Genomic DNA, 11,837 nt, shown 5'->3' with positions numbered 1-11,837 from the left:
TCTTGCAAACGTTTGCTCACAACTGAGGTTATTCTAGCAGAGTTCCTCACACGTTGCAGCAAACAAGAAAGCGGGAGAATCACTCCCCCGCTTTGCTTTAATTACTTAGCGCGTGCTTCTAGCATTTCTACTGCTGGAAGAACTTTACCTTCTACGAACTCAAGGAAAGCGCCGCCGCCAGTAGAGATGTAAGATACATCCGCTTTGATACCGAACTTGTCGATAGCCGCTAGCGTGTCACCACCACCAGCAACAGAGAAGCCTTCAGAAGCTGCGATAGCTTCAGAGATACCTTTAGTACCTGCTTCGAAGTTCTTGAATTCGAATACGCCTACTGGACCATTCCATAGGATAGTCTTAGCGTTTTTAAGGATTTCAGCTAGTTCAGCAGTTGAATCTGGACCAAGGTCGAAGATCATGTCGTCGTCTTGTACTTCAGAAACGTGCTTAATTTCAGCTTCTGCGTTCTCGTCGAATGCTTTCGCACATGCAACGTCTGTTGCTACTGGAATTGCACACTCGTCCATTAGCTTCTTAGCTGTTTCAACTAGGTCTGCTTCGTATAGAGACTTACCAACGTTGTGGCCAGCAGCTGCGATGAATGTGTTAGCAATACCACCACCAACAACGAGTTGGTCAGCGATTTTAGATAGAGACTCAAGAACAGTTAGCTTAGTAGAAACTTTTGAACCACCTACGATAGCAACCATTGGACGAGCTGGCTTGTCCATTGCTTTGCCTAGCGCTTCTAGTTCGTTCGCTAGTAGAGGACCAGCACATGCTACGTCTGCGTGCATACCAACGCCGTGAGTAGATGCTTGAGCACGGTGAGCCGTACCGAATGCGTCCATTACGAATACGTCACATAGTGCTGCGTATTTCTTAGATAGCTCTTCGTCGTTTTTCTTTTCGCCTTTGTTGAAGCGAACGTTTTCAAGAACAACAAGTTCACCCGCATTTAGCTCTAGGCCATCTAGGTAGTCTTTTGCTAGCTTCACTTCGCAATCTAGTGCGTCGTTTAGGTAATTAACAACTGGTTGTAGAGAGAACTCTTCAGCGTATTCACCTTCAGTTGGGCGACCTAGGTGAGACGTAACCATTACTTTAGCGCCTGCTTCTAGGCAGTGCTTAATAGTTGGAAGAGATGCGATGATACGTGCATCCGAAGTTACTTTACCGTCTTTTACTGGCACGTTTAGGTCAGCACGGATAAATACACGTTTACCTGCAAGATCCAGGTCAGTCATCTTGATTACAGACATGATGTGTCCTCTCAAATATTTAATAATTAAAGTTTTTGAAAACTCGGCAACCCTGCCAAGCCTGTTAATTCTTCAAACTGGTTATAGATATGGAGATATTATGGATTTATTTCAAGGCTTGAAATAAAAATTCTCCATCACTTCTTCGTCATTACTGTTCCACTTGCGAAGAAGCTTGCATTGCTAAGGCAGTATCCAGCATCCGGTTAGCAAAGCCCCATTCGTTGTCGCACCAAACGAGCATTTTTACGAGTTGCCCGTTACTCACTCTAGTCTGGCTTCCATCCACAATCGCACTATGGGGGTCGTGGTTAAAGTCGATGGAAACGAGTGGCGATTCAGTATAGTCAACAATGTTACGTAATGTACACTGAGATGCGTTAACAATGGTTTGATTTACGTCATTAACTTTCACATTTGTACTAATTGTGACACTTAAATCCATTGCAGTGACGTTAACCGTTGGAACACGAACAGAAATTGCTTCGAATTTGTTGGAAAATTTCGGGAAGATTCTTTCAATCCCCTTATGCAACTTAGTGTCCACCGGAATAATAGATTGGCTTGCAGCGCGGGTACGGCGTAAGTCGTTATGATACGCATCAATTACTTGTTGATCGTTCATGGACGAATGAATTGTGGTAATGGTGCCAGACTCTATGCCGAAGGCTTCGTCTAATACTTTAATGATGGGAACGATACAGTTGGTGGTGCAAGAACCATTGGAGACAACACGGTGCTCGTCTTTCAGAGTTTCGTGGTTCACGCCATAGATAATCGTATTATCTAGGTCGTTTGCGCCCGGGTGCGAAAACAGTACTTTCTTCGCGCCAGCTTCTATATGCGCTTGCCCATCCGCTTGCGAACCAAATACACCAGTGCAATCCAAGACGATATCAACTTCTAAATCACGCCAAGGAAGTAATTCGATTTCGGAGAGGTGGAGAATGCGAATTGAATCATATTCACCGCTGTCATGATGAACATGCAAATGTTCTTGGTCATGGGAAATTTTTTTACCAAAGCGACCATGACTGGTGTCATATTGCAGTAGGTGTGCCATCGCCTCTGGCTGTGCTAGTTCGTTAACCGCCACAACCTTGATCTGCTGGTGTTTTCCACTTTCATACACCGCTCGCAGAACATTACGACCTATACGTCCAAATCCATTGATCGCAACCTTTAGCATTTATCCTTCGCCCTACCAAAAATTTCGTGTCACAGATACTACCTGATCAGGCTGACAAACGCACCTGTTGAATCACAGTAAAGCAGGATTAAAAAAGGTCGAGACTATACTCGACCTTATTACAACGATAGATAATTAAAATGCGACGTCTAAACCTAACCAGTAGCGACGACCATCTTCAATATATCCGTATTCTTCGTAACTGATTTCCTCGTCCAGCAAGTTATAGATAGCGCCTTTAATACGAGTATTGTCGGTTAACTGGTATGTCACACCGGCGTCCACAAAGGTATAAGCTGGTTCTACAATACTGTTTCTTGATGGGCCAGTAACCGGATCCATTTCTTTACCTCGGTACGTGACTTTCGCCCAGCTCTCTAGATCTGTTGTCGTTTGCCAAGTCACATCCACATTAAACAGATGCTTTGGTAACTGCTGCAGCGGCATGCCTTTGTATTCACCTGTTTTTTGCTCTGAGTCGGTAAATGTGTAGCTCGAGCTAAGGTAAATGGTTTCCGTTAACGGCGATGCTAAAGTCGCTTCAATACCTTGTGTGACGGCTTCATCCACGTTAATACGGTACGTTGGATCTGCGCCCCATTGGTTTGGACCATCAGTACAGATAGTGTCTGGACAAACAACACGTGTGATCTTGTCTTTGAATTCGTTATGGAACGCTGTCAAAGAGACATCTAAGCCAGAATCACCTTGATACAAGACGCTGATTTCTTTGTTTAGCGACGTTTCAGGGTCAAGATCTGGGTTACCGTAGATATTACCGCCACCACTGACTTGCGCCCAGCCAGGAGTAATTTCACGTAATTGTGGAGAACGGAAACCTGTTGCCACACCGCCTTTCACCGTCCAAGACGGATCAACTCGCCATACACCGTAAACACGCGGACTAAAGTGCGCGCCATAGTTTTCGTCATGATCTAGACGACCACCAAGCGTAACGCTAAACGGATCAGCGATTCTCCATTCATCTTCAATGAAAACAGCCCACTGCGTATTCGATGTTTCAGTCTTCGATGACGCTTTGTTGGAGGTGAAATCCTCAAGCTCTGCATGAGTGGCGTCCACACCCGTCGTCAACGTATGGTTTCCGATACCAGTCACCAAGCTCGATTTGAACGTGGTGTTGGTGATCGTCATCTCACGAGATTTGTTCTCGCTCTCTTCTCGCTGTAAGTAAGTATCTGAAATGCCAATCGAATCCCAATCACCGTTGTGGCTTACCGTTACGTAATTACGACGATATTCATTCAGTGAATCTTCACACCCTCCACGACACCCAGTGGTCGGCACTGAAAGGCCCACATTGCCACGACGACTTTGTGCCGACGTGCCACCTTCTAATTGTACCGAGTGGCGCTCATTAATCTGGTAAGTCAGTTTTGAAGAGATACTCTGCATATCTTTATCTTCATAACCGTATTCGATGTCATCTTCTTCTCTGGTTGTGTACTGACCATATACTTGGAGAGATAAATTTTCAGCCAACGGACCATTAACGAAAAAGTTCGCGCTCTGCTCTCCACCTGAGCGGCTATTCTCTTGTAGTACCGTGCCCAGTTGAACATTACCCGTCCACTCTAACGCATCTTTTCGTGTGATGACGTTAATCACGCCACCAATCGCATCAGAACCGTAAAGCGTCGACATTGGGCCGCGAATAACTTCGATTCGCTCAATCGCTTGAAGAGGAGGTAACCAACCTTGTTCGATACCAGGACCGTCACTATTTGGACGAGTTTCACGCGTGCTTTGACGTTTACCATCGACCAGTATCAAAGTGTATTTAGAACCCATACCACGGATACTAATGTCGGTGGTATCACCACCACCTGTCACGACAACACCTGGCACACTTTTTAGTGCATCAGTCACATCGCGGTAATAACGAGAGTCCAACTCCTCACGTGAAATCACACTAATACTTGCAGGCGCGTCCGCTTGAGATTGCTCGTAGCTTGATGCAGTTACAACCACTGTTTCCATTTTAGAAACTGCATCATTGGCAAAAACATGAGGGACACTGACGAAGGCTAAAATACCAGTTGCGGTAATAACTGGCAGTCTAAGAGTAGACATCTACATCTCCATAATTGATAATGATTATTATTTTCGAAAGTGAATTATTCACAAATAGAATGAGATGTATAGTGAGAGTTATGGAACGGTTCTTTCCATTTATGGAACTCGTACATAACGCAGTAAGGAGTAAAAGAAATATGCACGACTTAGCATCAATTAGAGCCTTTGATGCGCTCAATCAGCATAAAAGTTTGACAGCCGCTGCTAAAGCCCTTAATCAGCCAAAATCAACGCTAAGTCGTCGCTTGGCACAATTAGAAGAAGACTTCGGTCAGGCTCTAACCGCCAGACAAGGTAATCGATTAGTTCTGACAAGAGCTGGAGAGATCTTTGCCCACTACAGCCGCCAGATTCTTGAGTTAAGCGAAGAGAGTTATGATGCACTGCAAGGTTTAACGAACCAAGTTTCAGGGCCACTGCATATTGTTTGTCACACTGCCTTAGTTAGAAGCTGGCTCGGCGGCGTACTCAATCGTTTTCTTGCTGATAATCCCGATGTTAGAGTTCAACTTACCAGTGACTTTTCTGAGGCGCATCATGACCCAGATTTGTTCATCTGGCTCGGTGAACGTAAAGAGCTAGACTGGCGAAAAGAAGTGCTGGGGGTATTTCGCTATACGCCTTTTGCCTCTCCAAATTATCTAAAACAACATGGGCCTATACCGCACCCCAAAGAACTTGAAGCACATCCATGGATCGATTTTGGTTCAGTGCAAGAAAATGGATTGATGCTAGCACACCCTCAACACGGTGAGTTCTTTTTAGAACCCTTTGTTAGTCGGTTATACAGCGACAACATAGCAATGCAAATAGACAGTATCGCGAATGGTCATGGTATTGGACTGCTGCCGACTTGGACAGCATGCGGCTATGAGAAACATCACCCAGGGCGAATCACACCTTGCTTAGAAGGTTGGCTTTCTGAGCCTATTTCCATTAACTGCTATACACCAGCAGGACGACCACCACTGCGCTTATCCGTACTTTTAGACTGCATTCACCAAAGCATTCCACAAGGTTGGAAAACCTGACAAAAATAAAAAGGCCATCATAATGATGGCCTTTCTAACTTTAGCGTTTAACAATCGTCGTTTACGTTCGACTGTTTAGACGGTCCTGCAATTACGCTAGCAATTCTTTAGCTGTGTTCACTACGTTTTCAGTCGTGAAGCCAAACATCTCGAATAGCTGACCAGCAGGTGCTGATTCACCGAATGTTGTCATACCGATGATGCGACCGTCGAAGCCTACGTACTTGTACCAGAAATCCGCAATGCCCGCTTCAATAGCGATACGTGCCGTTACGTCTGATGGCAGTACAGATTCACGGTAAGCAGCGTCTTGTTTATCGAATGCATCTGTTGATGGCATTGAAACAACGCGTACTTTCTTGCCTTCTGAAGTTAGTTGCTCAGCGGCTTTCACTGCAAGCTCAACCTCAGAACCTGTTGCGATAAGGATTAGCTCAGGCTTACCTTCGCTATCTTTCAGGATGTAAGCACCTTTCGCGATGTCTGCGACTTGTTCAGCAGTACGCTCTTGTTGCGCTAGGTTTTGACGAGAGAAGATAAGTGCAGTTGGTGCATCTTTACGTTCAATCGCTAGTTTCCATGCAACTGCAGACTCAACTTGGTCACATGGGCGCCATGTGCTCATGTTTGGAGTTACACGTAGAGACGCCATTTGCTCAACAGGTTGGTGAGTTGGGCCATCTTCGCCAAGACCGATCGAATCATGCGTGTAAACTTGGATGTTCTGAATTTTCATCAGCGCAGCCATACGCATTGCGTTACGAGCGTATTCCATGAACATTAGGAATGTTGCGCCGTAAGGAACGAAACCACCGTGCAATGCGATACCGTTGATGATAGCAGTCATACCGAATTCGCGTACACCGTAGTGGATGTAGTTGCCAGAGAAGTCCTCCGTTTCTAGAGACTTAGAACCAGACCACATGGTCAGGTTAGAAGGCGCTAGGTCAGCAGAACCACCCATAAACTCAGGAAGCATTTGACCAAACGCTTCTAGTGCATTTTGCGATGCTTTACGTGATGCAATGTTCGCTGGGTTTGCTTGAAGATCGGCAATGATTTGGTTCGCTTTTTCTTCCCATTGTGCAGGAAGTTCGCCGTTTAGACGACGTTTAAGCTCTGCCGCTTCAGCAGGGTAAGCTGCAGCGTATGCTTCGAATTTTTCATTCCAAGCTGCTTCTTTCGCGGCGCCCGCTTCTTTTGCATCCCACTCAGCGTAAACATCTGCCGGGATCTCAAATGGGCCGTACTCCCAACCTAGGTATTCGCGAGCCGCTTGGATTTCATCGTGACCTAGTGGTGCACCGTGACAGTCGTGCGAACCAGACTTGTTAGGAGAACCGAAACCGATAATTGTTTTGGTACAGATAAGCGTAGGACGTGGGTCCGCTTTTGCTGCTTCAATTGCTGCGTTGATCGCGTCTGAGTCGTGACCATCGACTGCTGGGATTACATGCCAGCCGTACGCTTCAAAACGCTTAGGTGTATCGTCAGAGAACCAACCATCAACGTGACCGTCGATAGAGATGCCGTTGTCATCCCAGAATGCAATCAGCTTGCCTAGACCAAGAGTACCTGCAAGAGAGCATGCTTCATGCGAGATGCCTTCCATTAGACAGCCGTCACCCATGAACACATACGTAAAGTGGTCAACGATATCGTGACCTTCTTTGTTGAACTGTGCCGCTAGTGCTTTCTCTGCGATCGCCATACCAACAGCGTTAGTGATGCCTTGACCTAGAGGACCCGTTGTTGTCTCGATACCAGGCGCGTAGCCGTACTCTGGGTGACCTGGGGTTTTTGAGTGCAATTGACGGAAGTTTTTCAGATCGTCAATAGATAGCTCGTAACCGCTTAAGTGCAGTAGAGAGTAAATAAGCATTGACCCATGACCGTTTGACAGCACAAAGCGATCGCGGTCGGCCCACTCTGGGTTTGAAGGGTTATGGTTTAGGTGAGAGCGCCAAAGAACTTCAGCGATATCAGCCATACCCATTGGTGCGCCTGGGTGGCCTGAGTTAGCTTGTTGAACACCATCCATGCTTAGAGCACGAATTGCATTGGCAAGATGTTTACGAGACGACATGTCTGCTCCTGAGTACATTAAGCGAAACGAAAAGTAGGTCATAATTCTCTCAAAGCCCTGTTGGGTGTGCAAACGTTTTCCAGTCCAAAACCTCACAAATATTGCACCTTTCGCGCCAAATCGTTCGAAGTTCTTAAAATTATCAATAAATCAGGCAAACGTTTGGTTATAACAAAAACCAAAAAAGAGCTTGTAATTCGAGCAATCAAATTTAGAATAGACGTCTAGATGTAGATACACCTACAAAAATTAGTATTAATTTGCGCTGGAGAGTTTATCATTCCCCAGTTTTAAACCAGATATAGTGGAGCTAACATGGCTAAGCACCTGTTTACTTCTGAGTCAGTATCAGAAGGTCATCCAGATAAAATTGCAGACCAGATTTCTGATGCGGTTCTTGACGCGATTCTAGAGCAAGATCCAAAGGCTCGTGTTGCATGTGAGACTTACGTTAAAACCGGTATGGTAATGGTGGGTGGTGAAATCACGACTTCAGCATGGGTAGACATCGAAGAGTTAACTCGTGAAACCGTTCGTGAAATCGGCTACGTACATTCAGATATGGGCTTTGACGCAGATTCTTGTGCGGTACTAAACACAATCGGTAAACAGTCGCCAGATATCAACCAAGGTGTTGATAAAGCTGACCCTAAAGAACAAGGTGCAGGCGACCAAGGCATCATGTTTGGTTACGCTTGTAACGAAACTGAAGTACTAATGCCAGCGCCAATTACTTACTCTCACCGTCTTGTTCAAAAGCAAGCAGAAGTTCGTAAAAACGGCACACTACCTTGGTTGCGTCCTGATGCAAAATCTCAGGTAACATTCCAATACGATCAAGGTAACATCGTTGGTATCGACGCGGTTGTTCTTTCAACTCAACACTGTGACTCAATCTCAACTTCAGACCTGCGTGAAGCGGTAATGGAAGAGATCATTAAGCCAGTGCTACCTTCTGAGTGGATCAACAAAGAAACAAACTTCTTCATTAACCCAACCGGTCGCTTCGTAATCGGTGGGCCTATGGGTGACTGTGGCCTAACTGGTCGTAAGATCATCGTAGATACCTACGGCGGCGCAGCTCGTCACGGTGGCGGTGCGTTTTCTGGTAAAGATCCATCAAAAGTTGACCGTAGTGCAGCATACGCAGCACGCTACGTAGCGAAAAACATCGTAGCGGCAGGCATGGCTGACCGTTGTGAGATCCAACTTTCTTACGCAATCGGTGTTGCTGATCCAACGTCTATCATGGTGGAAACGTTCGGTACTGAGAAAGTATCTCACGACATCATCATTGAAGCGGTTCGTCAATTCTTCGACCTACGTCCATACGGTCTACAAGAAATGCTTAACCTTCTTCAACCTATCTACAAGAAGACAGCGGCTTACGGTCACTTCGGTCGTGAAGAATTCCCGTGGGAAGCAACAGACAAAGCTGCACTTCTACGCGATTTCGCTGGCATCAAATAATCAAGCCAAGCAAGAATCAATCAAGCCCTCGCCTATGGTGGGGGCTTTTTATTTTCAGCAACTTTTATCTAGTCATTTCGACTCATACCGCCCTGCGCCACAAAGCAGTCCTGTTTCTCCCTCATTTTTATACCGAATAAATTTTAAGCAATTATTTGTAAATTATCCCATCTCCGCCAATAGTTAAAATATTGTTAATTCCAATTTAAATAGAGACGTCGGATGCTGGCGACTGTGGAAGCAACACTTAAGTAAAGACATGAGTCAGGCATCTTTATGGCCGATACCAAACTAAGCCAATGCTCAGATGTAAACTTGAAAAAGTCGCTTCAAGTTTGACTGAACAAAAACCGCTGTCAGTTGGTATAAGCGGATAATGTGGGAATAAATCAAGGAGGAGTTATGCCTCGAACTGTTAATCCATCGGACTTCCACAACAAGCGAAAGGAAGTGCCAGACAACGAATACGCCAGAACCATACCGTGCAATACGGTCAATCTTTCTGCACCTTTTCATTGGCTAGCATTAGGTCTGCATGATTTCGTGCGAATGCCACTTATTAGTGCTTTCTATGGCATCTGTTTTATGGCAGCTGCGATAGGCATTGTTTTGCTCGTACAGTGGCAAGGCACACACTTGGTCGTCATGCCCAGTTTGATTGTTTACATGTTAATCGGTCCGTTTCTCGCGCTGGGCTTGTATGATGCCAGTTGGGAGAGAGAGCGCGGACACAAAGCAAGCTTGTTCCATTCAATGAAAGCGATCGGTCGTAACTCAACATCTCAATGGGCGTTCGCCGTGTTACTCGCAGTGTGTATGATATTTTGGATGCGCATTGCCGCTCTACTTCATGCGCTCTACCCTTCTGTTCAAGGGGCACCTTTAAGTGAGTTCCTACCCTTCCTTGTCATCGGCTCTTTAGTTGGCTTTGTTTTGGCTTGTGTGGTGTTTAGCATTTCAGCCTTTTCTATTCCGCTCATGATGGAGCGTCGCGTAGACATGATGACCGCTGTATTTACCAGCTTTAATGCAGTGAAATCCAACATTCCAGCAATGATTGTTTGGGCAGCGATCATCTGTGGCGGTATTCTTATCGGCTTTGCGACCTACGGGATCGGAATGTTGTTTACCATGCCAATTCTAGGCTACGGTACATGGCACGCTTACCATGCCACCATCAAGAAAAAACACACACCATAATTAACTGATGCTATGATCTGGCCCTCGCAAATGCGGGGGCTTTTTTATTTGATTTATCGAGGTGAATTGTGGATATAGAACTCAGCTATAAAGCCAAGCAAGTGATGGCGGGCTGTATCGCGATGGCGGAACAAGCTTTCAAACGTTCTTTCCCGATTCCAACAATCACCTTCGACGTCCGTGGGAAAGCGGCAGGAAAAGCCTACCTTCAATTAAATCAAGTACGCCTAAACCCTGTTTTATTTCGCGAAAACACCCAAGCATTCTTAGATGAAGTCATTCCTCATGAAGTAGCACACCTGATTACTTATCAGGTTTACGGGCGAGTTAGGCCTCACGGTAAAGAATGGAAAGGCGTCATGGAAGCCGTATTTAACGTACCAGCCAAAACCACTCACAGCTTTGAAGTAAAATCCGTTCAAGGTAAAACCTTTGAGTATCGTTGTGGTTGTATGGCCTACCCTCTATCGATTCGCCGTCATAATAAAGTGCTGCGCAAAGAGGCGACGTACTCTTGTCAAAAATGCCGCCAACCACTTAACTTCACCGGCATTCAATTATCGTAGCCCTTACCTCATAGTGTTACTTGCGTTCCCAAAATAAAGATCGAGTTGATCAAAACCTTCCCTTCGCCACTTATTGTTAACTTACTCATCACTAAAGCTATTTTATGCGTGTTATCATGAATAAAGTCATACTTTATAAAGACTTTTATCATGAAATACTTACTCTCTCTGTTGCTTATCGCGCTTTCTAGCACTGCGATTGCCGCGCCACCGAGCTCATTCTCTGCAGCCAAACGTGAGGCGGTCAAAATTTATCAAGACCACCCAACAAGCTTCTACTGTGGCTGTAACATTCAATGGCAAGGCAAGAAAGGCTTACCCGATTTAGCCTCTTGCGGTTACCAAGTCCGTAAACAAGAAAAACGGGCTGCACGAATCGAATGGGAGCACATTGTTCCTGCGTGGCAATTTGGCCACCAGCGTCAATGCTGGCAAGATGGCGGACGTAAAAACTGTAAGAAAAAAGACAAAACTTTTCGTTTGATGGAAGCAGACTTGCACAACCTAACTCCTGCTATTGGTGAAGTAAACGGTGACCGTTCGAACTACAACTTCAGCCAATGGAACGGTATGGATGGCGTGAGTTATGGTCGCTGTGAGATGCAAGTGAACTTTAAGCAGCGTAAAGTCATGCCACCAGACCGTGCGCGTGGTTCAATTGCTCGTACCTATCTATACATGAGCAAAGAGTACGGTTTCAAACTGTCGAAGCAGCAAACGCAATTAATGAGTGCTTGGAACAAAACCTATCCTGCCGATAAATGGGAATGTGAGCGTGACGAGCGCATTGCAAAAGTACAGGGCAATCACAACCCATTTGTTCAAGAAGCCTGCCGCGCACTGTAACCTCCGACCTCGAAGCGTTTCAATTACTGATATTGAAACGCTTCTTGCCCCTTGTTTTTTCGGTGCAAAGCATCCATGTTAGGGTTTAAG

Annotated in this window: 9 protein-coding genes; 5 read left to right on the top strand and 4 right to left on the bottom strand. The window is 45.6% G+C overall.

All coding sequences use genetic code 11. The features are described 5' to 3' along the window. Positions 1-101: 101 nt before the first annotated feature. From J4N40_RS02775 to J4N40_RS02765, 3 genes are all read right to left on the bottom strand, one after another. Positions 102-1,262, bottom strand: coding sequence for a phosphoglycerate kinase (locus tag J4N40_RS02775; RefSeq protein ID WP_005384547.1), 1,161 nt, complete (start codon positions 1,260-1,262; stop codon positions 102-104). A gap of 151 nt (positions 1,263-1,413) precedes the next feature. Then, positions 1,414-2,451, bottom strand: coding sequence for an erythrose-4-phosphate dehydrogenase (gene epd / locus J4N40_RS02770; protein ID WP_005384545.1), 1,038 nt, complete (start codon positions 2,449-2,451; stop codon positions 1,414-1,416). 135 nt (positions 2,452-2,586) lie between these two features. Further along, positions 2,587-4,545: a ligand-gated channel protein gene (locus J4N40_RS02765; RefSeq protein WP_005380999.1), complete on the bottom strand. Its 1,959-nt coding sequence runs from the start codon at positions 4,543-4,545 to the stop codon at positions 2,587-2,589. A 140-nt stretch (positions 4,546-4,685) separates the two neighbouring features. Between J4N40_RS02765 and J4N40_RS02760 the strand changes: the two genes are divergently transcribed. Then, entirely contained in the window at positions 4,686-5,579 is an 894-nt protein-coding gene (locus tag J4N40_RS02760; protein ID WP_017633561.1) for a LysR family transcriptional regulator, read from the top strand. Positions 5,580-5,670: 91 nt separating this feature from the next. Here the strand turns inward: J4N40_RS02760 and tkt are convergent, their stop codons facing one another. Continuing rightward, the gene (gene tkt / locus J4N40_RS02755; protein ID WP_171346186.1) at positions 5,671-7,665 is read right to left on the bottom strand and encodes a transketolase; all 1,995 of its coding nucleotides are present in this window, start codon (positions 7,663-7,665) and stop codon (positions 5,671-5,673) included. Positions 7,666-7,980: 315 nt separating this feature from the next. Here tkt and metK point away from each other — a divergent pair, with 315 nt between their 5' ends. The 4 genes from metK (at position 7,981) to endA (ending at position 11,747) form a co-directional block, all read left to right on the top strand. Next, the gene (metK, locus tag J4N40_RS02750; RefSeq protein ID WP_005381027.1) at positions 7,981-9,135 is read left to right on the top strand and encodes a methionine adenosyltransferase; all 1,155 of its coding nucleotides are present in this window, start codon (positions 7,981-7,983) and stop codon (positions 9,133-9,135) included. Between the two features lie 402 nt (positions 9,136-9,537). Continuing rightward, complete coding sequence (locus J4N40_RS02745; RefSeq protein ID WP_005381026.1) at positions 9,538-10,335, top strand: DUF2189 domain-containing protein; 798 nt, start codon at positions 9,538-9,540, stop codon at positions 10,333-10,335. A 68-nt stretch (positions 10,336-10,403) separates the two neighbouring features. Next, positions 10,404-10,901 carry a SprT family zinc-dependent metalloprotease gene (locus J4N40_RS02740; protein ID WP_115386294.1) on the top strand — a complete coding sequence of 166 codons (498 nt, stop codon included), beginning with the start codon at positions 10,404-10,406 and terminating at the stop codon, positions 10,899-10,901. 150 nt (positions 10,902-11,051) lie between these two features. Beyond that, the gene (endA, locus tag J4N40_RS02735; protein ID WP_005384533.1) at positions 11,052-11,747 is read left to right on the top strand and encodes a deoxyribonuclease I; all 696 of its coding nucleotides are present in this window, start codon (positions 11,052-11,054) and stop codon (positions 11,745-11,747) included. The last annotated feature ends 90 nt before the right edge of the window (positions 11,748-11,837 follow it).

It is taken from the genome of Vibrio sp. SCSIO 43097 (assembly GCF_023650755.1).
Lineage (GTDB): Bacteria > Pseudomonadota > Gammaproteobacteria > Enterobacterales > Vibrionaceae > Vibrio > Vibrio alginolyticus.
The sequence above is the reverse complement of the archived record's forward strand: the minus strand, read 5'-3'. Positions and strand labels throughout refer to the sequence as shown.

Bases quoted from the DNA above. Each gene is read 5' to 3' on its own strand.
- J4N40_RS02775 (WP_005384547.1), bottom strand. From the start codon at position 1,262: ATGTCTGTAATCAAGATGACTGACCTGGATCTTGCAGGTAAACGTGTA.
- epd (WP_005384545.1), bottom strand. From the start codon at position 2,451: ATGCTAAAGGTTGCGATCAATGGATTTGGACGTATAGGTCGTAATGTT.
- J4N40_RS02765 (WP_005380999.1), bottom strand. From the start codon at position 4,545: ATGTCTACTCTTAGACTGCCAGTTATTACCGCAACTGGTATTTTAGCC.
- J4N40_RS02760 (WP_017633561.1), top strand. From the start codon at position 4,686: ATGCACGACTTAGCATCAATTAGAGCCTTTGATGCGCTCAATCAGCAT.
- tkt (WP_171346186.1), bottom strand. From the start codon at position 7,665: ATGTCGTCTCGTAAACATCTTGCCAATGCAATTCGTGCTCTAAGCATG.
- metK (WP_005381027.1), top strand. From the start codon at position 7,981: ATGGCTAAGCACCTGTTTACTTCTGAGTCAGTATCAGAAGGTCATCCA.
- J4N40_RS02745 (WP_005381026.1), top strand. From the start codon at position 9,538: ATGCCTCGAACTGTTAATCCATCGGACTTCCACAACAAGCGAAAGGAA.
- endA (WP_005384533.1), top strand. From the start codon at position 11,052: ATGAAATACTTACTCTCTCTGTTGCTTATCGCGCTTTCTAGCACTGCG.